The sequence below is a fragment of the Streptomyces sp. NBC_00984 genome, from assembly GCF_045162475.1.
In the GTDB taxonomy this organism is placed as follows: Bacteria; Actinomycetota; Actinomycetes; order Streptomycetales; family Streptomycetaceae; genus Streptomyces.
Map to the genome: position 1 here is coordinate 4,255,608 of NZ_CP108734.1, position 25,613 is coordinate 4,281,220.

Genomic DNA, 25,613 nt, shown 5'->3' on the forward strand with positions numbered 1-25,613 from the left:
CTTCGAGACCTTGAGGTAGGTGAGTGTGACCAGGGAGATGGGTGCAGCACTTCGGCGGATCCAGCTGGGGAGCGCGCTGAGCGCGTTCGGGCTGGGGTTCACCGTTCCGTATCTGTACGTCTATGTGGCACAGGTACGGGATCTGGGTGCTGGCACCGCGGGAGTCGTACTGGCGGTCTTCGCCATGGCGGCGCTGGCCGTTCTGCCGTTCACCGGTCGGGCCATCGACCGCCGCGGGCCGCTGCCCGTGCTCGTCATCGCCTCGGCCGTGGCTTCCCTGGGCGCTGTCGCCCTCGGTCTGTCGTCGGGCGTGACCGCCTCCGTGCTGTCGGCCGCGGTCCTCGGCGCGGGTACGGCGGTCATGCAGCCGGCGCTCGCCACCATGCTCGTGTGGTGCTCCAGCACCGCCACCCGTACCCGCGCCTTCGCCATGCAGTTCTTCCTGCAGAACCTCGGGCTCGGCATCGGCGGGCTCGTCGGCGGCCAGATCGTCGACACGAACCGGCCGGAGACCTTCACCCTGCTGTTCCTCATCGAGGCCGCGATGTTCGTCGTGCTCGGTGTCATCGCCTCCACGGTGCGGCTGTCCCGTACGCCGTCCCTCTCGGACGCCGGGCCCACCGACGGGTCCAAGGCGCCGGGCGGGCTGCGGGTGCTGCTCTCGCACCGGGCCATGGTGCAGCTGTGCGTGCTGGGCTTCGTGTTGTTCTTCGCCTGCTACGGACAGTTCGAGTCCGGGCTCGCGGCGTACGGCACCGAGGCCGCCGGGATGCAGCCTTCGACGCTCGGGATCGCGCTGGCCGCCAACACCGCCGTCATCGTCGTGGCGCAGTTCGTCGTGCTGCGGTTCGTCGAGCGCCGCAGGCGCAGCCGGGTCATTGCCTCGGTCGGTCTGATCTGGGCGTTCGCCTGGATCGTGGCGGGGTACGCCGGGCTCGGACACGGCAGCCAGACCATGGCGACCGCCGCGATGATCTCCACGTACGCGCTGTTCGGACTCGGTGAGTCGATGCTGTCGCCGACCGTGGCCCCGCTGGTGGCCGATCTGGCGCCGGAGTCGATGGTCGGGCAGTACAACTCCGCGTTCGCCCTGTGCAAGCAGCTCGCGCTGGCGGTCGGTCCGGCCGTGGGCGGGCCGATGGGGGCGACGCTGCACGGGCCGTACATCGTGACGTTCGTGCTGTTCTCGCTGGGCATCACGGCGCTGGCGCTGCGGCTCGGCCGGCAGCTCACTCCCGTACAGGATCAGCCCTCGCTGGAGACGGTGCCTTCCCGGGTGGTGGCCGTGTCACTGCCGGAGGCGGAGCCCCGCTCCGCCGCCACGGCTGCCGCCGCCCGCTGAGCGGCCGGGCCCTGTCCGCGACGGGGCCCTCACTGCGGCAGGGCGAATTCGCACCAGACCGCTTTGCCGCCGCCCGGTGTGCGGCGGCTGCCCCAGGACGAGGCGATCGTCGCGACGATGGAGATGCCGCGGCCCGCTTCGTCCGCCGGCTCGGCCCGGCGGCGGCGCGGCAGGTGGTCGTCGCCGTCGGTCACCTCGATGATCAGCCGCCGGTCGGTGCGCCGCAGGCCCAGGCGCATCGGCGGGGTGCCGTGCTTGAGCGAGTTCGCGACGAGTTCGCCGGCGGCCAGGACGCCCAGGTCGCAGAGCTCGACCGGGAATCGCCACGAGGTCAGGACCCCGGTCGCGAAGGCGCGGGCGCGCGGGGCCGCCTCGATGCCGCCGAGGAGGTCGAGCGAGGCGTTGTGGAACAGCTCCGCGTCCGCCCCCGAGCGGGCGGGGTGCTGGACCACCAGCACGGCAACGTCGTCGTCGTGTTCCGCGGTGACGCCGAGGGAGCGGATCAGCCGGTCGCAGACCACCTGGGGTGAACCCTTGGCACCGGACAGGGCCCGTTCCAGCGCGGCGACGCCCTCGTCGATGTCCTCGCTCCGGCGCTCCACCAGGCCGTCCGTGTAGAGGACGGCGGTGGAACCGGGTGGCAGCGGGATCGTGCCCGAGGTGTGGATCCAGCCGCCGGTACCGAGCGGCGGTCCGGTCGGGTCCTCGGCGCGGTGGACCGTACCGTCCTCGTCGCACACCAGGATCGGCAGGTGGCCGGCGGAGGAGTAGACGAGCCTGCCCTCGTTGGGATCGTGGACCGCGTAGGCGCAGGTGGCGATCTGGCTGGCGTCGATCTCGGCGGCGAGACCGTCCAGGAGCTGGAGGACCTCGTGCGGCGGGAGGTCGAGGCGGGCGTAGGCGCGTACGGCCGTGCGGAGCTGGCCCATGACGGCGGCGGCCCGCACCCCGCGTCCCATCACGTCCCCGATGACCAGGGCGGTGCGGCCCGCGCCGAGGGTGATGACGTCGTACCAGTCGCCGCCGACCGCGGCGTCCGTGCCGCCGGGCTGGTAGGTGGCGGCGATCCGGAGGTCGTCGGGCTGCTCCAGCTCCTGCGGGAGCAGGGAGCGCTGGAGGGTGACGGCCGTTTCGCGGTGGCGGCGCTCGCTGGCGCGGAGCCGTTCGGCCGCTTCGGCGTGGTCGGTGACATCGGCCGCGTACACGAGTACGCCGCCTTCGCCCCCTCTTCCTCTGCCCCTGTTGCTCTTGTTGCCCTTGCTGGTCCTGCTCTGCTTTCCGGGGGCGCCGTTGTCGCCGTCGGCTTCGTCGTCCCTGTCGCGGTGCACCGGGGTGCAGGTCACGGTGTACGAATTACCGCTGCGGGCCTTGCGGGACTTGACCGTGCGAGGGGTGCCGCTGCGCAGGACCTGGTCCATGAGGGGCAGCAGGCTCAGCTCGTCGAGCTCCGGCATGGCCTCGGCGGCGGTGGCGCCGGCCGGGCGGGGCCCGAAGGCGGCGGCGTAGGCGTCGTTGACGTACGCGATCCGGTGGTCGGGGCCGTACACCAGGGCCACCAGGGCGGGCAGCTGGCCGAGGATGTCCCGGGCCGAGAGGTCCTCCAGCGCGGGGCCGCCCGGCCGGGGAGCCTCGCCGCGCGAGTCGTCCCGCGGATCGTGCCCCGTCCCGCCGTGCGTGCCGCTGCGTGTGTCGCCCTCCGGCGGGCGGGGCCCGGTCTCGGGCTGTGCGTACTCGGCGCGGGCCGAGGGCACGGAACTGCGGTCGTCCCGTGCGGCGGCGCGGCGCTGCGTTCCGGGTAGGCGGGCGCTCCAGCGCGTGAAGTTCACGGAATTTCTGGCCTCGTGTGTCGGTCTGGTCCGCTCTTGCGGGCTGCTCACTGTCGGTCACTGCCGGCCGGGTCACTCTGTGCAGATGTGGGCCCACCTATGGTCACACGTCCAGTGTGGCGGACCGTACGGACAGTTGTCGGTACGGTCCGCCCCCTGGCGGACGCTCCGGCGGGTCGACGGTGCGTCAGCCGCCGTTCCGCGGTGGGCCGTCGGGCCCGGGGGGAAGGTCCGGTCCCGGCGAGTTGCCGGGGCCCGGCGGGGTGTCCCTGTCGTGCGGCGGGCCGTTCGGCCCGGGGCGTCTGCCGCCCGCGGCGAGCTCGAATTCGGCGCGCGGGTGTTCCAGCGAACCGAGGGAGACGATCTCGCGTTTGAAGAGTCCGGCAAGGGTCCATTCGGCAAGGACGCGGGCCTTCCGGTTGAACGTGGGGACACGGCTGAGGTGGTACGTACGGTGCATCAGCCAGGCCGGAAAGCCCTTGAGCTTGCGGCCGTACACATGGGCGACGCCCTTGTGGAGGCCGAGCGAGGCGACGGAGCCCGCATAGCTGTGCCGGTACTCCTCCAGGGGCTCTCCGGCGATCGACGCGAGGATGTTCCCGGCGAGGACCTTGGCCTGGCGCACCGCGTGCTGGGCGTTGGGCGCGGTCTCCTTGCCCGCTTCCGCGGCGGTCAGGTCGGGTACGGCCGCGGCGTCCCCGGCGGCCCAGGCGTGCTCGACGCCCACGACGGCGAGTTGCGCCGTGCACCTGAGCCTGCCGCGTTCGTCGAGCGGCAGATCGGTCGCGGCGAGGATCGGTGCGGGTCTGACGCCCGCGGTCCACACGAGGGTGCGGGTCGGGAACCTGGAACCGTCGCTCAGGACGGCGATCCGGTCCTCGCAGGACTCCAGCCGGGTGTCGAGGCGTACGTCGATGTTGCGGCCGCGCAGCTCACGGATCGCGTAGGTGCCCATCGCCTCGCCGACCTCGGGGAGGATGCGGCCGGACGCCTCGACGAGGATCCATTTCAGGTCCTCGGCCTTGATGTTGTGGTAGTACCGCGAGGTGTAGCGGGCCATGTCCTCCAGCTCGGCGAGGGCCTCGACGCCCGCGTATCCGCCGCCGACGACGACGAAGGTGAGCGCGGCGTCGCGGATGGCGAGGTCGCGGGTGGCGGAGGCGATGTCCATCTGCTCGATGACGTGGTTGCGCAGGCCGATGGCCTCCTCGACGGTCTTGAAGCCGACGCCGTGGTCGGCGAGGCCGGGGACCGGGAGGGTGCGCGAGACGGAGCCGGGGGCGAGGACGAGTTCGTCGTACGGGATCTCGACCGCGCCGGTGCCGTCCTCCCCCGTGGCGAGGGTGGTGACGGTCGCCGTGCGCTTGGCGTGGTCGACGCTCTGCGCCTCGCCGATCACGATCCTGCAGTGCGCGAGGACGCGGCGGAGCGGCACGACGACATGGCGCGGTGAGATCGAACCGGCCGCCGCTTCGGGCAGGAACGGCTGATACGTCATATAGGGCTCAGGAGTGACGACCACGATCTCGGCCTCACCGCTCCTGAGTCTCTGCTTCAGCTTCCGCTGGAGACGCAGCGCTGTGTACATCCCGACGTAGCCGCCACCGATGACAAGAATGCGCACACCCGGCGGGGGGCCGGGGGGTGTTCCCCCGGAATCTGAAGCCATCACCACCCCATGACGCAACGTGCTCAAGGGTTTGTCCACAGCCTCGACAAATTGTGTGACCGGAGGTTTTGTACGGGCGGTTGCCGCGGGCCGCGACGGCGATACGCAAGCCGCGCAGGTCAGGGGTTGGAGTGGGGGCCCTGGGCGGGGGCCGAATCAGTGACCAACCGGTCCTTGCTCCGATCGGGGGGCGCTCCGTGCGGAACTACCCCCTTCTGAATTGAGCCGGGCTCAACTATGTTCGTATGTCGTCGGGGTGTCGGGTTGGGACGATGATCCACTCTCCGGCTCAAACGGCGGGAAGTCTCCGGGGGGAGACGTCATAACCGGGGGAACAGTTATGCACATTCAGGATTCTCATTGGCAGACTGCTGCTGCGGTTCCGTCCCATTCGTCCGACGGAACGGGACGAAACGGGGCGGTGGGAACGGTCGGGGCGGTGGCGTCGACGAGTTCGGTCGCCACGGTCGGGGCGAACGGGGCGAACGGGGCGACGACCGCGTCGACCGGGACGAATGGCCGCACGGCTCCGCTTCGCGTGGATGCACAGCGCAATCTGGAACATGTCCTGCGAGCCGCGCGCGAGGTGTTCGGCGAGCTGGGATACGGGGCTCCGATGGAGGATGTGGCGCGTCGCGCCAGAGTCGGAGTCGGCACGGTGTACCGCCGGTTCCCGAGCAAGGACGTGCTGGTCCGCCGGATAGCCGAGGAAGAGACCTCCCGGCTGACGGACCAGGCCCGGACCGCGCTCGGCCAGGAGGACGAGCCGTGGTCGGCGCTGTCGCGCTTCCTGCGGACGTCCGTGGCCTCGGGCGCGGGGCGGCTGCTGCCGCCCCAGGTCCTGCGGGTCGGCGTCGACGTCGATTCCGACGGCGTCGACTCGACGGTGGCCGGGGAGTCGGTGACCCTGTCGGGCTCGGCGTCGGCATCGGTGTCGGGCAGTGGCCGGGACGAGGCCCGGGTGCCTCAGCAGCGCCAGGGCGCCGGCCAGGCCGACCTCCGGCCGGCCGACGAGCGTTCCGCCGCGGAGACCGGCATCGAGGACGACGACACGGGAGCCGGCGAGCTGCTGGAGGTGGTCGGCCGCCTGGTCGACCGGGCACGGGCAGCCGGTGAACTGCGCCGTGACGTGACGGTCGCGGATGTACTGCTGGTGATAGCGACGGCGGCGCCTTCGCTGCCTGACGCGGCTCAGCAGGCCGCCGCTTCGAGCCGGCTCCTGGACATCCTGCTGGAGGGGCTGCGCTCCCGGCCGGTCGCCTGAGCGGAATGTGCCGGGTGCGCGGGCGCAGTGGCGGGTGCCGCCGCTGCGCCCGGCGTGCCGACGCCGGAGCGTGTTGTTGAGCGGTTGAGTTCCTTCGCGTGACGTCGGTGGATGTGGCCCGTTTTGATGGGGTCTCGGCCGACGGCCCGTCATCGCCTGTCGCCGCCCGTCCGACCTTCGCGTCCGGCGTCCACGGCCGCCTCTCCCACTGCCGAAACCCGCAACCCCCGCTGGCCGCGCGCCTGCCGCTCCCGGATCGCGCACTGCGGCTGCAACTCGCTCGCGCATGAAGAGATTGTGCAGCCTTCCCCGAATGGATGTCTGTTAGTACTCACATTCGGAAAAACGCCCCGGATGAGTGGTTACGGGGGCTCAGGGTCCGTCGTGATTGCGCCATGTGGCACTCTTGCCCGATGTTCGGGTCCGACAGCGCATACGGGGGCTACCGCGATGAGCGGTGACGGGCAGCAGGAAGAGTCGTTCGACGACGTCTCCGCCGCGGGCGGTGTCACGGAGGCCGGTGGGCTGTCAGCCCGGCAGGTACCGAGTCAGGCCGGGCCGGGGCGGTCGAGCGGTGACGCCGAGGGCGGCACCGTCCTCCCGGGTCCGTGGTCGGCACCGGTCGATCCGGGTCCCGGGGCCGACGCAGCGGTGCCGATGCAGCGGGAGGGCCGAAGCGCCGGCGCCACCGATGCCTCCGGCACCGTTGTCTCCGACGCCGATCTGATCCGGCAGATGCGGGACGGCGACGACCTCGCGTACGAGGAGCTCTTCCGACGGCACTCCGACGCGGTGCGACGCTACGCGCGGAGCTGCTGCCGGGACGCCCACACGGCCGACGACCTGACGGCCGAGGTCTTCGCCCGCACGCTGCAGGCGGTACGCCGCGGCAAGGGGCCCGAGGAGGCCGTACGGGCCTACCTGATGACGGCCGTCCGCCATGTCGGCGCCGCCTGGACCAAGACCGCGAAGCGGGAGCATCTGGTCGACGACTTCGCGGTGTTCGCCGCGCAGGCCTCCCAGTCCTCCCAGGTGTCGGACGCGGACACGCTCGACCTCGGTGCCGATGTGCTGGCGATGCACGAGGCCGAGCAGTCGATGGCCATGCAGGCGTTCCGCAGTCTGCCGGAGCGCTGGCAGGCCGTGCTGTGGCACACCACCGTCGAGGAGGAGTCGCCCAGCGAGATCGCCCCGCTCTTCGGACTGACCGCCAATGCCACGGCGGTGCTGGCCAGCCGGGCTCGTGAGGGCCTCAAGCAGGCCTACCTGCAGGCGCATGTGAGCCAGGCCCTGACCGCGGGCGGCGACTGCGCGCGCTACGCCGACCGGCTCGGCGCGTATGCCCGTGGCGGGCTCCGTATGCGGGCCGAGCGCGGCCTGCGCGGACACCTGGAGGAGTGCTCGAAGTGCCGGCTCGCCGCGGGCGAACTGGCCCATGTCAACGCCGGGATTCCCGCGCTGCTGCCGGTCGCGGTCATCGGCTGGTTCGCCGCCGGGTACGCGCTCAAGGCTGCCGGAATCGTCGCCGGTGGCGCGGCGGGAGCCGCGGGAGCGGGTGCCGCCGCGGCGGCGTCCGGGGGGAGTTCCACCGGGGGTGCGTCCGGTGGTGCCGCGGCCTCGAAGGGGCTCGGTGCACCGGCGAAGGCCGGTATCGCGGCGGCGGCCGTCGTGGCCGCGGCGGCCGGACTGGTCTGGGCGCTGGTCGGCGACGACCAGCCGAAGCCCGAGGCCAAACATGTGGCGAAGCAGGCTGTCGTGGCGCCTCCGGCGCCGACACCGCCGCCCGAGCCGAAGCCGCCCGCGTCGAAACCGCCCGCGTCGAAGCCCGCCCCGCCGGCGCCGCCCGCGCCCCCGGCGCCCCCGGCGCCCCCGGCGCCCACACCGCCGCCCAAGCCCAGGCCCAGGCCGACACCCACCCCGACCCCCACCCCGACACCGCCCCCGAAACCCGCTCCCGAACCGACGCCACCCCAGCCGACGCCACCCGCGCCGGAGCCCAAGCCGACCCCGACCCTGACCCCGACGCCCACTCCGACGCCGACTCCGACGCCTCCCGCGCCGACCGTCTACCAGGTCAACGAGCTGCGCTACTCGATCCTGGGCGACCACACCGAACCGGAGGTGGTCTTCGGTGAGAGCAATTGGGTCTGGCAGCGTTCCCAGGTGTCGATCAGCGGCACGACGTACGCGCACGGGGTGACCGTCCACAGCAATTCCTCGGTCGTCATCCAGCTGAACAAGCAGTGCACGCGGTACGAGGCGATGGTCGGGATCGACGACATGACGATGGGGCTCGGCTCGGTGCGCTTCTCCGTCTTCAACGGTGACGGGGCGCGGCTGTGGCAGTCCCCGGTGATGAACGGCGACGACCCGGCCGTGCCCGTGGGCGTCGGTATCGCCGGTCAGGAGCGGATCCGGCTCGTCGTCGAGTCCGCCCGGCCCGGTGGCTTCATGGCACTCGCCGACTGGGCGAATTCGAGGATCAGTTGCCGGTGAGCCGGTCCGGGGTGAGGCCGGAGGTGAAACCCGGCAATTCCGGGCGCCGCGGAGCGTCCGCGAACCCCGGGGCATCCATGCATCCCGGCGTTTCCGGGAGCTCCTCGGTGATGCGGGTCAGAAGTTCGATGACGCCGTCGACGGTCAGCGCGCGTCCCGCGGCGCGCTCGGACTCGTACAGCTGAGGTCCCAGCTCCTCACGCGCCTGCCGCTCGGCCTCGTCCACCTCGGCCTGTTGCACCTCGGTCCTGGGGCCGAACAACCGCCAGTCGTCCGCCGCGGCCAGGATCCGTACAGCGGCTCCGTGGTGGCCCACCTTCGGCAGCGCGGTCGCCACGCAGTCCGCCAGGTGCCCGGTGACGAGCTCGGCACACTGGGCGTCCCTCGCGGCGCGGAGTGCCGAGGTCAGGCCTCGTACCCCGGCGACCGGACCACGGCCCGGTCCCGGCTCGTGCACCGTGATCCGGGCGGCCAGCCCCTCGATCAGCACCTTGAAGTGCGACGGCGGGCTGCCCCGCCCGACCGCGTACGCCGCCTCGGTGACCAGACGCCGCGCCTGCGCGATCTCCCCCCGCTCCAGGGCCGCTGTGGCGCGCAGGAATTGGCCGTAGGCGCGGGCGTCATGCACCTGGTAGCGGTCCGCCTCGCGCTCCGACTCGGTCAGGGTCCGCTCGTACTCCGCCATGTCCCCGGTCCGGTAGGCGAGTTCGGCGATGCGGGCGAGGAGGAACGGCGCCTCGGCATGCGCCCCGACCTCGCGGGACAGCAGCAACGCCTCCTCGTACGCCACTCGGGCCTGCGGGAACCGTCCGCGCATCACGCCCGCCTCCGCGGCAGCGCCCGCGACCTGCGCGCGGATCCAGCGGTCGCCGACGCGGCGGCTCAGCTCACGCAGTTCCGCGAGATCGTCGTCGACCCCGGACATGCCGCCCGGCATGTCGACCGCCATGTGGGTACGGAACATCAGGGCGAGGCAGTACTCCCAGACGCCGCCATGGACACGGGTGTTGTCGACCACCTGGTCGATCAACGCGTGGGTGTCGGCCGCCGTGCCGGTCGGGAACAGGACCATCGGCCAGAGCAGTCCCGGGAAACGGGCGGACTGCGGGCCCGAGGACCTGAACGCGTCGCCCACCCGGCACATCAGCTCCCGATGGCGCTCGTCACCGTGGACGTCCGCGGCAGGTCGGCTCTCCACGGCGAGGAAGTGGCGCAGCATCTCCAGATGCATGCGCGGCCAGTAGCGGGGGGCGCTGTCGTCGGCCGGTTCCGGCCCGAGCGCCACGGCCCGCTCGGTCCAGGTGAAACCCTCGGAGCGGAAGTTGCGCAGCCACCAGAACCACCCCATGCCGAGAACCAGTCGTACGGCTTCCGCTTCGGACGGGCTGGTGACGGTGGTCCGGTGGAGGGCGGCCCGGATGTTGTCGAGTTCCGTCTCCAGGCGTTCGATCCAGGGCAGCTGGTCGCCGGAGCGGAGGCGGGGCTCGGCCTCCTCGACGAGCGCGACGAAGTACGCGGTGTGCGCGCTCGCGGCGGCGGCCCGTATCTCCGGGACCTCGGCGGCACGCTCGGTGGCGTACTCGTGGATGGTCTCCAGGAGGCGGTAGCGCATCTCGCCGGTGGCGGTCGGAGCGGCGACGACGAGGGACTTGTCGACGAGCGCGCCGATCAGGTCGGCGGTGGAGAGGCGGGCGGAGGCTTCGGCGGCGCGGGCACTGCCGGCGGCGGCCGGCCCGGCAGGCGCTGCTCCGGTGGGCGCTCCTCCGGTGGGCGCTCCTCCGGCAGGCGCTGCCCGGACAGCTGCTGCTCCGACCGGTGCTGCTCCGGGTGTGATGACGGCTTCCGCGGCCGGCAGATCCCAGCCGCCCGCGAAGACGGAGACCTGTCGCAGCGCCGTGCGTTCGTCCTCGTCGAGGAGGTCCCAGGACCAGTCGACGACGGCACGAAGCGTCTGCTGACGCGGCAGTACGGTCCGGCTTCCGCCGGTCAGCAGAAGAAAGCGGTCGTCGAGCCGGTCCGCGATCTGACGCGGACTGAGCATCCGCAGCCGCGCGGCGGCGAGCTCGATGGCGAGCGGCTGCCCGTCGAGCCGACGGCAGATCTCGGCGACGGCATCCGCATCGTGCGCGGCCTCCTGCTCGGGGTCGAAATCGGGGCGTACGGCACGGGCGCGCTCGGCGAACAGCCGGTGGGCGGGGTCGGCCGGGAGGGGGCCGACCGGGCGCACGGATTCGCCGGGGACACCGAGGGGTTCGCGGCTGGTGGCGAGGATGCGCAGCTGCGGACAGTGGGTGAGCAGGGTCTCGGCGAGGGTGGCGGCCGCCTCTATGACGTGCTCGCAGTTGTCCAGGATGAGCAGGAAGGGGCGGATGCGGGAGCAGTGCGCCAGGTGCTCGACCAAGAGGTCGGTCGGGTCGGTGCGCAGCGGTTGTCCGTCGCGGTTGTTGTCACGGAGGAGGGCCGTCTCGCGCAGCCCGAGAGCGGAGAGCACGGCTCCGGGTACGTCGACGGAGTCGTCCACGGAGGCGAGTTCGGCGATCCAGGCGTCCGTGTCTGCCGCGGAGGCGGTGGAGGCAGAGGAGGCAGAGGAGGCCGCGGAGGAGGCGGTGGAGGCGGTGGAGGCCGCGGAGGCCATACCGGCGGCGGCCTCCTCGGCGAGCCGGGTCTTGCCGGAGCCACCGGGACCGGTGAGGGTGACCAGTCGGAAACGGCTGAGATCGGCGCGGATGGACCACAGTTCGGGCTCGCGCCCGACGAAAGAGGTGAGCCGCGGCCGGAGGTTGCCGTACACGACAGCGGGGCCGGACGGTTCGGGCGGACGCTGCGGGCGCGCCGCCACCCCTGCCACCCCCGCCACCGCTGCGGACGACACCTGCGGCGGGGCGAGCAACTCCCGGTGGAGCGCGATAAGTTCCGGCCCCGGGTCGGTCCCGAGATCGTCGGCGAGGGCGCGGCGGGCCTCCTCGTAGGCGGCCAGCGCATCGGCCTGGCGGCCCTCGGCGCGCAGGGCCCGGATCAGTTGGGCCCGGAAGCGCTCGTCGTACGGGTGGGCGGCCGTCAGTTCCATGAGCTCGGGCACGAGGGTCCGCGGTCGCGCGTCGGGCCCCGCACCGCCACCCGCGCCCGTCGCCGCGCACCGCAGGTCGGCCTCGATACGGCGTTCCAGCGCGGCCAGGCGGTGGCCCTCGGGGCGCAGGGCGTGGCCGTGGTCCCGGTCCGGCAGATCGGCCAGTACGGGGCCGCGCCACAGGGCGAGCGCGGTACGGAGCGTGCGCGCGGCCCTCACGGGATCGCCCGCGTCGAGCTCCTCGGCCCCCTGGCGGGAGAGCCGCTCGAACACGTACAGGTCGACCTCGTCGGGCCCGGCCGCCAGGCGGTAGCCCCCGTGGCTACTAGTGATCGCGTCCCTGCCCAGCACCCGGCGCAGCCGGCCCACCAGTGCCTGGAGCGCGGCGGGTGCGTCCTGCGGGGGATCCGCGGCCCATACGTCATCGACCAGATCGGCGACGGGGACGGGGCGTCCCGCACGCAGCGCGAGGGCGGCGAGGAGAGCGCGCAGCCGCGTACCGCCCACGGGCAGGGCACTGCCGTTCTCGTCTCGCGCCTCGGTGACGCCCAGGATCAGATACCGCACCGGGCCATTGTGTCCCGCGCCCCGGCCGAGGACAGGCGGCCACCCGCACCGACACCCGGTGCCCGATGCCCCCGCCCACGTCTGCGGCTTCGGCTTCGGCTTCGGCTTCGGCTTCCTACGGCTGCAGTGTCCGCCTGGCCGGAACGACTCCGCCCGCGACCGCGCGCTGGCGGGGCGCCGCCGTGCCCGTCCAGCAGGTGCCGCGTCGCGACACGAGCCGGCGGAGCCAGAGCTCCGTGGACGCCAGGTGCGCGAGGCCCTCCAGCGGGAGCGGTTCTCCCTCGGAGGCCGCGCGCAGGGCCTTCCGTACGACACGGGCCTCGACCAGGCCCGCGTCGGCGAGCAGTGGGGCGTCGAAAAGGGCGATCAGCTCCGGGAGGGCGGCGCGCAGACCGGTGCGGGCGGTCGCGTTCGTTGTGGCGAGGGAGGGCGTGCCCCAGCCCGGCGGCAGCTCGTGGATACCCGCGCCGGCGAGCACCCGGCGCAGGATCGCGGCGCGGGCGCCCGGCTGGACCCGGAGCGATTCGGGGAGCGCGCGGGCAGCGCGTACGACCTGGTTGTCGAGGTACGGGGCGTGCAGCCGCTGGCTGCGGTTCTCGGCGGCCTGCTCCAGGATCCGGTGGTCGGCGGCGTACCGGGCCAGGGCCGCCCTGGCGCGGGCCTCACCGGGACGCTGGACGGAGACGGGGCGGATGGCCGCCTCCTGGAGCCGGACCGAGACTTCGGCCAGCGCCTCCCCCGTGAGCCAGCGCGCGGCGGGTCCGGGCCGCGACCAGGCGAGGGCGGCCAGCGACGCATCGGCGGGGGTATGGAGGTCGGGGGCGTGCCGGTTGGCGTCCGGCAGCCGGTCGGCCGCCACTTCCAGGCCGGTGCGGTACGACGTACGGGACAGGCGGCGGGCCGCGCGGTAGACGGTCAGCGGGACGAACAGGGAGTGCGCGCTCGGGCCCTCCGCCTTGGCGAGCGCCGCGACCGGGCGCAGCAGATGGCGTCGGCGGCGGTCCATCAGCAGGTCGGCGAGGCGGGCCGGGTGGGCGTCGAGGACCTGCCGGGCGCCGCCGCCGACGAAGTGGTCGGCGCTGCCCGAAGCGAGGCGCCTGCGGTGGCGCTCGGCGACGACGAGCGACGGGGCGGGTTCATCGGTGAGCGGGCCGCCGCCCAGGTCGGCGTAGGGCAGGGCCTCCTCCCCGGCGGCGACGACCACATGGTGCAGGCGCGGGTTGGCGGCGATGACGCGGGCGCGTTCGAGTTCGTCCTCGTGTCCGCGCGCGGTGAGGTCGTTGAGGGTGACGGCGAGCAGCCGCTCCCCCGCTCCCGCGCCGTGGCCGAGGAGGGTGCCGGGCAGGCCCGGGAGTCCGGCGGCGAGCAGGGCGAGGGTGGCGGAGGCGCTGCCTCCGGACAGGTCGGCGCCGATGCCGGGGACGGGTGCGCCACGGGCGGCGCGCCGTTCGGCGGGGCCCATGCCGGGGACCGGGCCGGGGTCGGGCGGCAGGGTCTCGGGCGCGTGGCGCGGGGCCAGGAGTCTGGCGCGTACGGCTTCGACCAGCGCGTCGCGTACGCCGTCGACGGCGCTGACCGGGTCGAGCTGGGGGGCGGCCACGGCGAGGGAGGCCACCGCCTCGTAACCGGTGATCTCGCGCGAGCCCTCGCGGAGGATGAGCGCGTGGCCCGGCGGGATGCGCTTCACGCCGGCGTACGGAGTGCCGTCGCGCAGCGCCTCCGGTGTCTCGGGGCAGGCGAGCAGAGCGGCCAGGTGGCCGATGTCCAGCTGGGCCTCGATGAGGTCGGCGAGGGGGAGTGCGGCGGTGGCGTACGCCGTGCCGCCCGCCCAGGGCGTGTAGAAGACGGGGCGGGCACCGGCGAGGTCTCCGATGACGGTGATCCGGCGGCCGATCTGGACGACGGTCGTGTAGCTGCCGGGCCAGGAGGTGAGGTGGCGCAGGGCTCCGCCGCGGGCGGCGAGGAGGCCGGAGCGCAGTTGTTCGTCGGTGGCGCTGCAGCAGCCGAGGACGGCCATCCGGGCGGTGGGCGCGCCCTCGCCGGTCTCGACCGTGGTGATCCGGATCTCGTCGGGCCGCCAGTCGCCCACGGCCCAGAGCGGATCCGGGTCGCCCCACAGGAGTTGGGAGCCGACGGGGTGCATCGTGCGCCCCTCGTCACCGGGGCCGACCGCACCGGCCGTGCCGAAGCTCGCGGCGATACTGCTCCACCCCACCAACCAACGCATCGCCGCCTCCACAGGCTGTGGACAAAACGGCGCAGCAGGGCTGCATCAGGAGAACCCCGGTAACGCGCGGCGCCGTTGCGAACATGCTGCCACGACAACGGCGCACAGGAGGGGCTCCGTAGGGCGCACGTCGGAAGGGCATGCGCCCCTGGCAAAGGCCCGGCCGGACAGGAGGCCGAGCCTGGTGCGGGCAGGCGCACACCGGGCGGGCCGCGAGCGGCGCTTCCGGCGGCATGACGTCACGCATGGCCCGCGCCAAGCGCGTCGTCCGTCAACTGCCTTATGTGAAAGGCGCGTTGGATTCTCCGTGTGAACCAGATCCACCAGACGAGATCCAGCCATCCTCGAACCGCCCACGAGCCGCCCGCGAGCCAACGGCGGGCGACTGCCGGGCGGTCGACGAGATGTCCGCGAAACGGGCGGCCCAACCTCGGACGACCGGCGACATTCGGCCATTCTCAGAGCAGTTCGGAACCCCTCGAAGGGGAACTCGCCGCACCAGAAGCACCCTTTCGCCCCACTTCACTCCCCGAATCTTCCCGAATGCCTCCTGAAACCCTCCGGCAGCCGCGAAAGATCTCCACCGGAACCGCCGATGCACAGTCCGGGAGGCGTCGTTCACCTCCCGGACCGGTCCGCCGCCTGCGGGGAATGAGGCGGCAGTGTCCCCCAGCCCACTGAGTCCTATGCAGTGGGCCGACCCACGCAGCACCCATGGAAACGCTTCCGAAACTGCCCGACGAGAGCGCACGGCCAGGCGCACGGCCACACACCAGGAGCACGTACGGAGCTCGGTGCGCGGCGCCGGCACCACGGCCGAACGACGCCTCCAAGTGCCGTTCCCGTGCGCCGTCGAGCGGGGTCACGGGCCCGGTTCACGCAGCGGCCGGCCCGCACCCGAACCGCGCCCCGCCCCCGCCCGGACCGCTCCCGACTCCCACCCGGACCACCGCCCCCGTCCGTACGGACAACAATCCCGCCATACGGACGTCTGCCCCTTAACGGTAGGGATGCGGCGAACTACGCTGGGTTTACTGAGGTTCTCTGCAGGGGGCATATTCCTCGGGGCTCGGCCATATGCGTGTGCGGCCGGAGTGCCGGGGTTCGTCGCTGGGGAGGACACGGTACGAATGCCGCGCGCCGCAACGGTGACGCGGCGGCCGTCTGTGTGTCGAGGGGTGGCGCATGTCCAGGGAGCAACGCGGACCGAACGAGAAGCTCGGAACCGTTCTCGCCCTCGCGGGAATCAGCAACGCCGGGCTCGCCCGGCGGGTCAATGACCTCGGGGCGCAGCGCGGTCTGACACTTCGGTACGACAAGACCTCGGTGGCCCGGTGGGTCGCCAAGGGCATGGTGCCGCAGGGCGCCGCGCCCCATCTCATCGCCGCGGCGATCGGCGCCAAGCTCGGCCGGCCGGTCCCGCTGCACGAGATCGGGCTCGCGGACGCCGATCCGGCGCCGGAGGTCGGGCTGGCCTTCCCGCGCGACGTGGGCGAGGCGGTCCGTTCGGCGACCGAGCTGTACCGGCTGGATCTGGCCGGGCGGGGGGCGGGCGGCGGCGGTATCTGGCAGTCGCTCGCGGGCTCGTTCTCGGTGAGTGCGTACGCGACGCCCGCGTCCCGCTGGCTGATATGCCCCGCCGACGCGACGGTGGCACGAGAAGCGACGGCGATCGGGGCAACCGCCCTCGACACCCAGGGCGCACGGGGCGCACGGGGCGGTGCAGGGGCGCAGGGCCCGCCGGGCAGGGCGGCGAAGGGCACGGAGCCGGTACCGGTCGCACAGTCGGCATCCGGGGTGCAGCCGCGACCTGGCACCCAGGCCGCGTTGAACGCACAGGCGGCCCAGACGGCGCTGGGCACGCTGGGAGCGCTGGGCACGCGACAGACCCTCTCCATCCCCGCCCAGCCGCGCCCGGAATCCACGCCCGCGGCCCCAGCCGCCACCACCACGGCCACCACGGCCACCACCACCGTCATCAGCGACATCTCCCCGCTGCGGGTCGGCCACAGCGACGTCTCCAAGCTGCGGGAGGCTGCCCAGGACGCCCGCCGCTGGGACTCCAAGTACGGCGGCGGGGACTGGCGCTCCTCCATGGTTCCCGAGTGCTTACGAGTGGACGCCGCACCGCTGCTGCTCGGTTCGTACAGCGACGAGGTGGGCCGGGCGCTCTTCGGCGCGGCGGCCGAGCTGACCAGGCTCGCCGGGTGGATGGCCTTCGACACCGGCCAGCAGGAGGCCGCGCAGCGCTACTACATCCAGGCGCTGAGGCTCGCGCGCGGCGCGGCCGACGTACCCCTCGGCGGCTATGTCCTCGCGTCGATGTCGCTCCAGGCGACCTACCGCGGCTTCGCCGACGAGGGGGTCGACCTCGCGCAGGCCGCCGTCGAACGCAACCGCGGCCTCGCCACGGCCCGCACCATGAGCTTCTTCCGCCTGGTGGAGGCCCGTGCCCATGCCAAGGCGAACGACGCGTCCGCCGCGGGATCCGCGCTGAAGGCCGCCGAGGGCTGGCTGGAGCGCTCCAGGGACGGCGACGCGGACCCGTCCTGGCTGGGCTTCTACTCGTACGACAGGTTCGCGGCCGATGCCGCGGAGTGCCACCTCGATCTGAAGGCGCCCCGGCAGGTGCGGCGCTTCACCGAGCAGGCGCTGTCCAGGCCCACCGAGGAGTTCGTCCGCTCGCACGGGCTGCGGCTCGTGGTGTCGGCGGTGGCCGAGCTGGAGTCGGGCAATCTGGACGCCGCCTGCGCCGCGGGCACCCGGGCGGTGGAGGTGGCGGGCCGCATCTCCTCGGCGCGGACCACGGAGTACGTACGGGATCTGCTGCACCGGCTCGAACCGTACGGGCACGAGCCGCGCGTCGCCGAGCTGCGTGAGCGGGCCAGGCCACTCCTGGTGGCGCCCGCGTAAACGGAATCCGACGTGCCACGAGCCGGGCCGTAAAGATTCGGCGCCACGCTGGGCCCCGCTGGTTTGAGTGCGTTGTCAGTGGGTCAGTGCACTATCGGGGTGGGAGGTGGCGTGATGATGACGCACGCGGCGTACGACTGCGACGTGCTGGTGATCGGCGGCGGGATCGTCGGCCTGTCGACGGCGTATGCGATCACGCGCACCGCCCCGGGCACCCGGGTGACGGTCCTGGAGAAGGAGCCGGGCCCGGCCCGGCACCAGACCGGACGCAACAGCGGAGTGATCCACAGCGGCATCTACTACCGCCCCGGCTCGCTCAAGGCCCGCTACGCGGTGCGCGGCGCCGCCGAAATGGTCGAGTTCTGCGCCGAGCACGGCATCGCGCACGCGGTGACCGGCAAGCTGATCGTCGCGACCGAGCGCTCCGAGCTGCCCCGGCTGCACGCCCTGGTCCAGCGCGGCCGGCAGCACGGACTGCCGGTGCGCGAGCTGGGCCCCGCCCAGATCACGGAGTACGAGCCGCAGGTGAGCGGCCTCGCCGCGATCCGGGTCGGGTCGACCGGGGTGTGCGACTTCGGGGCGGTCGCGGCCCGGTTCGCCACCGAGGTGAGCGGCGCCGGCGGGGTGATCCGCTACGGGGCGGAGGTCACCGCGATCGACCGGCGCCCCTGGGGCGTGGCGGTGCGCACGGCGGACGGCGTGGTGGTCCGGGCCCGGGTGCTGGTCAACTGCGCGGGGCTGCACTGCGACCGGGTGGCCCGGCTCGCGGGCGACGACCCGGGGATGCGGATCGTGCCCTTCCGGGGGGAGTACTACGAGCTGGCGCGGCCGGAGCTGGTGCGCGGCCTGGTCTATCCGGTGCCCGATCCGGCGTTCCCGTTCCTCGGGGTCCATCTGACCCGGGGCCACGACGGCAGCGTCCACGTCGGGCCGAACGCGGTGCCGGCGCTGGCCCGCGAGGGGTACGGCTGGCCGGTCGTACGCCCGCGCGAGCTGGCGGACACCCTGGCCTGGCCCGGCACCTGGCAGATCGCGCGCAGACACTGGCGGTACGGGGCGGGCGAGGTGCGCCGTTCGCTGTCGAAGCAGGCCTTCACCCAGGCCGTACGGCGGCTGCTGCCCGAGGTGACGGAGGCCGATCTGAGACCGGCCCCGGCCGGGGTCAGGGCCCAGGCCGTGCTGCGGGACGGCACCCTGGTGGACGATTTCCTGATCCGCGAGGCCCCGCACACCGTCCACGTACTGAACGCACCGTCGCCCGCCGCCACGGCTTCGCTGCCCATCGGGCGGGAGGTGGCACGCAGGGCGCTGCTCCGGGCACGGGAGACGGGGTGGAGACCGCCCGCCGTAGAATCGGGGCATTGTGTCTGAGCCCATGAACCCCTCCGAGAGTCTCTCCGGGGACTCCCCCGAGAACCTCTCCTCGTCCGCTGCCGGGATCCCGGACGATCTGCGCGCCGCCTCCTTCGAGCGGCAGCGCAGGCTGCGCCAGGAGCCGCGCTTCCCGGGCGGGCCCGCCGTCGACCCGGCCGGTTCGCACCACGAGCGCCGGATCCGCAGCTTCCAGCCGCGCCGCAGCCGTGTCACGCCCGGCCAGGAGGAAGCCCTGCTGCGGCTCTGGCCGAAGTGGGGCCTGGACATCGACGGGCAGCACGTCCTCGACCTGCCCGAGCTGTTCGACGGGCTCCCGGTCGTGCTGGAGATCGGCTTCGGCATGGGCGAGGCCACCGCTCGGATGGCCGCCGACGACCCGGGCACGGGCATCCTCGCCGTCGATGTGCACACCCCGGGCCAGGGCAATCTGCTCGGCCTCGCGGACCGGAACGGCCTGTCCAACGTCCGGGTGGCCAACGGCGACGCGATCATCCTGCTGCGCGAGATGCTCAAGCCGGATTCGCTGGACGGGCTGCGGGTGTACTTCCCCGACCCGTGGCCCAAGAAGCGACATCACAAGCGCCGGCTGATCCAGCCGGAGTTCCTCGATCTGGTGGCGCAGCGGCTGAAGCCGGGGGCAGTGATCCACTGCGCGACCGACTGGGAGCCGTACGCCGAGCAGATGCTGGAGGTGCTGAGCGCGCACCCCCTCTTCGAGAACACCCGGGCGGACGGCGGCTATGCGCCCCGGCCCGCGTTCCGGCCGCTGACCCGGTTCGAGGGGCAGGGCCTGGACAAGGGCCATGTCGTGCACGACCTGCTCTTCGCCCGCAGCTGAGACCCGCACGCGGCTCCGGCCCCGTGGCGGGCCGGGCGCCCCGCGGTCGGGCGCGGACGCCCCATGGTCAGGTGTCAGTGCCGCTGGTTAGGGTCATTGCGTGGTGTCCGACGGGTCTGTCCAACAGCGGCAGTCGCAGCCGGCCGTCCCGCTCCTCGAGGAGCAGCGGGTCGGCGAGATCCTGGCTGCCGTGCCGGAGCGCAGGCACTGGCGCTACCGGCCGCGCCGCGTCGGCATGGTGTGGCGCAGCCGGACGTTCCGTATCGCGGCCGTGTTCACGGTGCTCGCGCTCTGCGGTCTGGCGATCCTGGCCCTGGTCCGCGATCAGACCGGCACTCAGGGCTTTCTCGTCGGCCTCGGTCTCGCCGTGCTGCCCGTACCGCTCCTGGTGGCGGCGTTCCGCTGGCTGGACCGGGTCGATCCGGGCCCCTGGCGGAATCTGCTGTTCGCCTTCGCCTGGGGTGCGTTCGCCGCCGCCCTGGTCGCGATCCTCGCGAATTCTTTCGCGACCCGCTGGATAGCCACGGCCACCGCCGACCCGTCCAACGCCGACACCCTCGGTGCCACGGTCATAGCCCCGGTCGTCGAGGAGAGCGCCAAGGCCGCCGCGGCCCTGTTGATCTTCCTGTTCCGAAGACGGGACTTCACCGGGATCGTCGACGGCGTCGTGATCGCCGGCATCACCGCGAGCGGCTTCGCCTTCACCGAGAACATCCTCTACCTCGGCAACGCCTTCGGCGAGGACCAGCAGATCGGCACCTCGGGCGTCGTATCGGTGACGGCCGCGACATTCTTCGTGCGGGCGGTGATGTCGCCGTTCGCGCACCCGCTCTTCACGGTGCTGACCGGCATAGGTTTCGGGCTCGCCGCGGCCGGCTCACGACGCCGGCGCCTCCGCCGCATCGCGCTGCCGCTGCTCGGGCTCGTCCTCGCCATGGGCATGCATTCGCTCTGGAACGGGTCGGCGGTCTTCAGCCCGTACGGCTTCTATGCCGTGTACGGAGTGTTCATGGTCCCGGTCTTCGGCCTGGTGACCTGGCTGGCGATCTGGTCCCGCCTGCGGGAGCTGCGTGCGCTCTGTGCCGAGCTGCCCGCCTACGCGGCGGCGGGCTGGCTGACCCCGGCGGAGCCGCTCGCCCTCTCCTCGATGCGGGCCCGCGGCCTGGCCCGCGACGCGGCCCGCCGACGGTACGCCGTCACCGCCCCGGGAAGCCCGCAGAGCCCGTACGGCCCCGCCCCCGGTTCCTGGCCCGCTGCCCAGCCGAGTGCTCAGGCGAAGGCCGCGGCGAAGGCCCACGGGAAGGCGGCCGCGCAGGCCGTCGCCGAGTACGAGTCGTTCGCGACCTCACTGGCCTCGCTGCGTCTGCAGGCCCGCCGCGGAGCGGCCGGCCCGGACTTCGCCGAACGCGAGCTGGAGCTGCTGCACCACCTCTGGCAACGCAGAGAGGTGGCCGCCCCCGCCCTGGCATACGCGGCCCAGGCGACGGGCCGCCTGCGCCCCTCGTACCCGCCGCCCCCGTGGGCGGTCCCGGCGCCGTACCCGCAGTACGGCGCCGGTTACAACCCATACATGCTGCCGCCACGGCAATCGGCCCGGAACAGGCCGGTTCAGCACTGAGGGCTTCGGCGCACCGCGTCCACGAGGGGCCGCCGCAGGCTCGGGAGCGGTGCGGTCGGTGCGTGTGTCAGGCGGATGCCTCGGTGAGTTCGGCCAGCTGCTGCTCGGTCAGCGAGAGGTCCGCGACGGCCACCAGCGCGGGCAGCTGCTCGACCGTACGGGCCGAGGCGATCGGCGCGGCCACGGTCGGGCGGGACGCGAGCCAGGCCAGCGCGACGGTCGCGATCTGGGCGTCGTGCTCCTGAGCGACCTTGTCCAGCGCGGCCAGGACCTTCTGGCCCCGCTCCGAGTCCCGGTACTGGCCGACGCTCTCGGCCCGCGCGCTCTCCACCGTGGCGCCCGGACGGTACTTGCCGGTGAGGAAGCCGGAGGCCAGGGCGAAGTACGGCACAGCGGCGAGCCCGGCGCGGGCGGCCGTGTCCTGGAGCTCGCCCTCGTAGGTGTCGCGGGAGACCAGGTTGTAGTGCGGCTGCAGGGCCACGTAGCGGGCCAGCCCCTCGCGCTCCGAGAAGTCCAGGGAGGCCTGGAGCCGCTCGGGGCTGATGTTGGAGGCGGCGATCTCCCGGACCTTGCCCTCCTTCACCAGCTGGTCGAGGGCGGTGATGATCTCCTCGACCGGGACGGTCTCGTCGTCGAAGTGCGTGTAGTAGAGATCGATGTGGTCGGTGCCGAGCCGACGCAGCGACGCCTCGGCCGCGGCCTTGATGTTGGCGGGCGCGAGCCCCTGGTACGAGGGGTGGGTGGAGACCTTGGTGGCGACGACGATGTCGGAGCGGTCGGAGCGGCCGGCGAGCCACTTGCCGATGACCGTCTCCGACTCCCCGCCCTCGTTGCCCGGCACCCAGGCGGAGTAGCCGTCGGCGGTGTCGATGAAGTTGCCTCCGGCCGCGACGTACGCGTCCAGCACGGCGAACGACTGCGCCTCGTCCGCGGTCCAGCCGAAGACGTTGCCGCCGAGGGCGAGCGGGAAGACCTGAAGGTCGGAGGAGCCCAGCTTACGAAGAGAAGTCATGGGTGGAACAACGAATTCCGGCGGGTCCGCTATTCCGGGTGCCCGCCGTTCTCCGGACCGGTCGTGACCGATCCCCGCGCCACTCACAACGGATTCCGGACCGGTCGCAGGAGGCCCCCGCAAGAGATCCCCGCACTGCTCACAACAGACCGGCAGCCCTGACGTCGGGGGGTGAGCGTCAGGACTGCCGGGGTTCATCGGGGCGGGCGTCGCCTCAGGGGTTGAGGCCCTTGCCGCGGAGCCAGGCCATCGGGTCGATGCCCGAACCACCGGCGGTGTGGACCTCCAGGTGGAGGTGCGGCCCGGTCACGTTGCCGGTCGCGCCGACCCGGCCGATCGTCTCACCGGTGCTGACCTTCTGGCCGACACCGACGCCGATCGAGGACTGGTGGCAGAACCACAGCTCCGTACCGTCGTCGAGCTCCAGCACCGTGCGGTAGCCGTACGCACCGGACCAGCCGGCCGACTTGACCGTGCCGCTGTGGATGGCCTTGATCGGGGTGCCGGTCGGAGCCGCGAAGTCGAGGCCGGTGTGGTAGCCGGAGGACCACATCGAGCCGGCTTCGCCGAAGGTCGAGGTGATCGTGTACGAGGAGGTCGGGATGGCGTAGCTGGCGGCGAGCTTGGCGAGCCGCAGGGCCTCCGCCTTCTTCTTGGCCTCTTCCTCCGCCTTCTTCTTCTCGGCGGCGGCCTTGGCCTTGGCCTCGCCCTGCTGCTTCTTGGCCTCGGCGGCCGCCTTCTCCGCGGCTTCCTTCTCCTGGGTCGCCTTGGCCTCGGCGGCGGCGGCGTCCTGCTGCTGCTCGGCCTGCTGGAGGATGCGGGCGCGGAGCGCCTCGCCGGCGTCCGTCGCGCCCTGCTCGGCCTCGGCGGTGGTGAGGCCGGCGGTGGTGAGCGGGGCGGAAGCGGCTGCGATCTCGGCCTTGTCCGCCTCGGACTCACCGGAGAACAGGGAGCCCACGCCGGGAAGGGACTTGGCGTCGGGGAGGTTGTCCGAGATGGCGTCGGGCACGGAGATGGAGACCGGCGGCTTGCCCTGCGCGGTGGCCATGCCACCCGCGCCGACCGCCGCTATGACGCCGACACCCAGCACCGTGGAGCTGCGGGCGAGTCCGTTGCGCTGCTTGGCGACGCGGTGCCTGCCGCGTACCGGGCGGACGGACTCCTCGGTGGGGTTCCACTCGTCCCAACCGCGTTCGGACTCAACGTCGTTGCCGTCGGCGCGGAAGTCGGCGCGGAGGTCGGCGCGGAAGTCGCTGCCGAACTCACCGGTGAAGTCGCCGCCCGGCTCGGTGCCGTAGTCGGTTCCGAACGCCGTCGCCGTCCCGGTGGGTGCGAAATCGGCGCCGTGGCCGGAGTCCGGCCGGGGGCCGAAGTCGGCGCCATAACCGGTGCCGTAGTCGGGATCGAACCGGTACGGGGCCTCGGGGGCAGGCTTGTTGGACGCCACGGGGGCGCACTCCTTTCCTTCCTTCTCGCCTACCGGGTTAGCTGACGGGTTCGGAGCAGGAAGGTCTCCTACGGGCCCCTCCGTCTCTCACGAGACACAGGTGTCCGATTCACCCCATGTAGGTGGTTCCCCGGTTCCCTTGCGGAATTCGGCGCTCGCGCACGGTGCCGCCATTGATGACGGCTGGGACGACCGCGCTGCGTTATCGAACGTTAATAGACACCGGGGCCGTATTCCAAGCTGTTCCCACTGATCGTTCACGTCTTTGGCCTGGACTTTACGGGACACAGTCGGGTGGAATCGGACGAGTTGACCGGCCCTCAGCCACTACCCCGATTCTGACGTTGCGTCAAACGTTATGCGGAGCGGCGCCTTTCGATTACGCACGGTGGCATCGCGCGTCCCGCCGCCTCCACATCGCGCGTCCCGCCCCTCGCATCGCCCGTCCCGTCCCCTCACGCCGCCCGTCCCGTCCCCTCACGTCTCGCGCCCCGCCCCTCACGTCGTCTCCGCGCCGACGATCCGCACGGTCCTCCGCCGGTCCGGCTGCCCCTCCGCGGGACGTACGACCGCGAGCAACGCCATGTCGTCGGTCGTCTCGCCGCCCGTGTGCAGCCGCACGTCATCGGTCAGCGCGGACAGCAGCTCCTCGGGCCCCGGAAAGATCCGCCCGCGCAGCCGGGCCGCCGGATCGTAGAAGACCCCGTCGGCGTTCCGCGCCTCGGAGAGGCCGTCCGTGTAGAGGAGCAGGGTCGTCCCGGCCGGCAGATCCCACTCGTCCGTCCGCTCCGCCCACACCCCCAGGCCCATGCCGAGCGGCAGCGCGGGCACGGAGGGCTTCAGCACCTCCAGCGCCCCGTCCGGGTGCAGCAGGATCGGCTCGGGGTGACCGCGGTTGACGATCCGCACCCGGGACAGCCCGGACGGGATCTCGGCCAGCACGGCGGTGATGAAGCCCTCCAGCACATCGAGCCCGCCCCGTCGCGCCTCCTCCCGGGCCAGCGCGCGCTCCAGCCGCCTCGCCACCCCCTCCAGCGAGGACTCCTGCTCGGCCGCCTCGCGGAACGCCCCGATGACCACCGCCACCGTCTCCACGGCGTCGAGCCCCTTGCCCCGTACGTCCCCGACCACCAGCCGCACCCCCCACGGGGTGTCCGAAACGGCGAACAGGTCGCCGCCGACGAACTCGTCCGCCTGCGCCGCCTCGTACCGCGCCGCGACCTGCAGTCCGCCGGTCCGGTCGGCCGGCTGCGGCAGCACCGCGCGCATGGCCGTCGCCGCGACGAACCGCGCGGAGGCCAGCTGCTCGTTGCTGCGCCGCACGACCCCGTTGATCACGACCGCGAGGACCGAGACGGTGCCCAGGGTGAGCAGCTCGATCAGCGGCACGGCCTGCGGCAACGTATTGCTGAACAGCCGCAGCGCGATGACGGCCAGCATCGCGGCGACACCGGTGCGGATGGTGCTGGCCAGCGAGAAGAACGGAGCGGCGATCAGCGGAGCGGCCACGAACAACGGAATGGCGGTGAAGGTCGGCGGGGTGAGGGCGTCGAACACCAGCCCGCCGAGAATCATCAGGGCGGGCAGCGTGCGTACGAACTGCCGGGTACCGCCCCCGGCATGCCTGCCACGCCGCTTCTCCCGCTTCCACACCTGTGGTCTCCTGCCCGGTTACGCGCGCGGCTGCGGACGGTACCGCGCCCCACTCCCAGGCTCGCCGGAGCGGAACGAAGCGGCGACTCCTCTTCGGCCAATGGGGCGACACCCGAGGTGCGGACCGCAACGAATCAGGCCCGGCACGCTGTATGCGTGCCGGGCCTGACTTCTTCAGTAGCGGGGACAGGATTTGAACCTGCGACCTCTGGGTTATGAGCCCAGCGAGCTACCGAGCTGCTCCACCCCGCGTCGGTAAACACAACTCTACGCCATGTCCGGCGCTCTCTTGACCACTCG

General features: G+C 72.7%; 14 protein-coding genes, 1 tRNA gene and 1 riboswitch. Of the genes, 7 read left to right on the forward strand and 8 right to left on the reverse strand.

The genetic code is table 11. The features are described from left to right. Positions 1–37: 37 nt before the first annotated feature. Positions 38–1,342: an MFS transporter gene (locus OG520_RS18865; protein ID WP_406013932.1), complete on the forward strand. Its 1,305-nt coding sequence runs from the start codon at positions 38–40 to the stop codon at positions 1,340–1,342. Between the two features lie 29 nt (positions 1,343–1,371). Here OG520_RS18865 and OG520_RS18870 read toward each other — a convergent pair whose 3' ends face one another. Beyond that, on the reverse strand, positions 1,372–3,168 hold the full coding sequence (locus OG520_RS18870) for a SpoIIE family protein phosphatase (protein WP_399336251.1): 1,797 nt from the start codon (positions 3,166–3,168) through the stop codon (positions 1,372–1,374). Positions 3,169–3,355: 187 nt separating this feature from the next. Next, positions 3,356–4,837 (reverse strand): NAD(P)/FAD-dependent oxidoreductase, encoded by a 1,482-nt coding sequence (locus OG520_RS18875; RefSeq protein WP_406013933.1) that lies wholly within the window; start codon positions 4,835–4,837, stop codon positions 3,356–3,358. A gap of 340 nt (positions 4,838–5,177) precedes the next feature. Here OG520_RS18875 and OG520_RS18880 point away from each other — a divergent pair, with 340 nt between their 5' ends. Then, complete coding sequence (locus OG520_RS18880; protein ID WP_406013934.1) at positions 5,178–6,101, forward strand: TetR/AcrR family transcriptional regulator; 924 nt, start codon at positions 5,178–5,180, stop codon at positions 6,099–6,101. 450 nt (positions 6,102–6,551) lie between these two features. Continuing rightward, positions 6,552–8,597 carry a sigma-70 family RNA polymerase sigma factor gene (locus OG520_RS18885; protein ID WP_406013935.1) on the forward strand — a complete coding sequence of 682 codons (2,046 nt, stop codon included), beginning with the start codon at positions 6,552–6,554 and terminating at the stop codon, positions 8,595–8,597. Here the strand turns inward: OG520_RS18885 and OG520_RS18890 are convergent. Both OG520_RS18890 and OG520_RS18895 read right to left on the reverse strand, forming a co-directional pair. Next, positions 8,584–12,231 carry an ATP-binding protein gene (locus OG520_RS18890; RefSeq protein ID WP_406013936.1) on the reverse strand — a complete coding sequence of 1,216 codons (3,648 nt, stop codon included), beginning with the start codon at positions 12,229–12,231 and terminating at the stop codon, positions 8,584–8,586. The genes OG520_RS18885 and OG520_RS18890 overlap by 14 nt on opposite strands. A 115-nt stretch (positions 12,232–12,346) precedes the next feature. Continuing rightward, positions 12,347–14,458 (reverse strand): asparagine synthase-related protein, encoded by a 2,112-nt coding sequence (locus OG520_RS18895; protein ID WP_406013937.1) that lies wholly within the window; start codon positions 14,456–14,458, stop codon positions 12,347–12,349. A 1,185-nt stretch (positions 14,459–15,643) separates the two neighbouring features. Between OG520_RS18895 and OG520_RS18900 the strand changes: the two genes are divergently transcribed. From OG520_RS18900 to OG520_RS18915, 4 genes are all read left to right on the forward strand, one after another. Continuing rightward, complete coding sequence (locus tag OG520_RS18900; protein ID WP_406013938.1) at positions 15,644–17,371, forward strand: sporulation protein; 1,728 nt, start codon at positions 15,644–15,646, stop codon at positions 17,369–17,371. A gap of 114 nt (positions 17,372–17,485) precedes the next feature. Continuing rightward, positions 17,486–18,742, forward strand: a complete 1,257-nt coding sequence (gene lhgO, locus OG520_RS18905; protein WP_385331382.1) for an L-2-hydroxyglutarate oxidase — start codon at positions 17,486–17,488, stop codon at positions 18,740–18,742. A 4-nt stretch (positions 18,743–18,746) separates the two neighbouring features. Continuing rightward, positions 18,747–19,583 carry a tRNA (guanosine(46)-N7)-methyltransferase TrmB gene (gene trmB, locus OG520_RS18910; protein WP_406016518.1) on the forward strand — a complete coding sequence of 279 codons (837 nt, stop codon included), beginning with the start codon at positions 18,747–18,749 and terminating at the stop codon, positions 19,581–19,583. A gap of 103 nt (positions 19,584–19,686) precedes the next feature. Then, entirely contained in the window at positions 19,687–21,201 is a 1,515-nt protein-coding gene (locus tag OG520_RS18915) for a PrsW family intramembrane metalloprotease (protein WP_406013939.1), read from the forward strand. Positions 21,202–21,268: 67 nt separating this feature from the next. Here the strand turns inward: OG520_RS18915 and OG520_RS18920 are convergent, their stop codons facing one another. The 4 genes from OG520_RS18920 to OG520_RS18935 form a co-directional block, all read right to left on the reverse strand. Next, on the reverse strand, positions 21,269–22,213 hold the full coding sequence (locus OG520_RS18920) for an aldo/keto reductase (RefSeq protein WP_406013940.1): 945 nt from the start codon (positions 22,211–22,213) through the stop codon (positions 21,269–21,271). Positions 22,214–22,427: 214 nt separating this feature from the next. Further along, positions 22,428–23,660, reverse strand: a complete 1,233-nt coding sequence (locus OG520_RS18925) for a M23 family metallopeptidase (RefSeq protein ID WP_406013941.1) — start codon at positions 23,658–23,660, stop codon at positions 22,428–22,430. A gap of 11 nt (positions 23,661–23,671) precedes the next feature. Next, positions 23,672–23,824, reverse strand: a riboswitch (cyclic di-AMP (ydaO/yuaA leader). Between the two features lie 334 nt (positions 23,825–24,158). Then, a complete protein-coding gene (locus tag OG520_RS18930) occupies positions 24,159–25,313 on the reverse strand; it encodes a PP2C family protein-serine/threonine phosphatase (RefSeq protein ID WP_399336274.1) in 1,155 nt (384 codons plus the stop codon). Between the two features lie 178 nt (positions 25,314–25,491). Then, a tRNA-Met gene (locus OG520_RS18935) sits at positions 25,492–25,565 on the reverse strand. Positions 25,566–25,613 lie beyond the last annotated feature (48 nt).

Bases quoted from the DNA above. Each gene is read 5' to 3' on its own strand.
- OG520_RS18895 (WP_406013937.1), bottom strand. From the start codon at position 14,458: ATGCGTTGGTTGGTGGGGTGGAGCAGTATCGCCGCGAGCTTCGGCACG.
- trmB (WP_406016518.1), top strand. From the start codon at position 18,747: ATGAACCCCTCCGAGAGTCTCTCCGGGGACTCCCCCGAGAACCTCTCC.
- OG520_RS18880 (WP_406013934.1), top strand. From the start codon at position 5,178: ATGCACATTCAGGATTCTCATTGGCAGACTGCTGCTGCGGTTCCGTCC.
- lhgO (WP_385331382.1), top strand. From the start codon at position 17,486: ATGATGACGCACGCGGCGTACGACTGCGACGTGCTGGTGATCGGCGGC.
- OG520_RS18920 (WP_406013940.1), bottom strand. From the start codon at position 22,213: ATGACTTCTCTTCGTAAGCTGGGCTCCTCCGACCTTCAGGTCTTCCCG.
- OG520_RS18885 (WP_406013935.1), top strand. From the start codon at position 6,552: ATGAGCGGTGACGGGCAGCAGGAAGAGTCGTTCGACGACGTCTCCGCC.
- OG520_RS18900 (WP_406013938.1), top strand. From the start codon at position 15,644: ATGTCCAGGGAGCAACGCGGACCGAACGAGAAGCTCGGAACCGTTCTC.
- OG520_RS18865 (WP_406013932.1), top strand. From the start codon at position 38: ATGGGTGCAGCACTTCGGCGGATCCAGCTGGGGAGCGCGCTGAGCGCG.
- OG520_RS18875 (WP_406013933.1), bottom strand. From the start codon at position 4,837: ATGGCTTCAGATTCCGGGGGAACACCCCCCGGCCCCCCGCCGGGTGTG.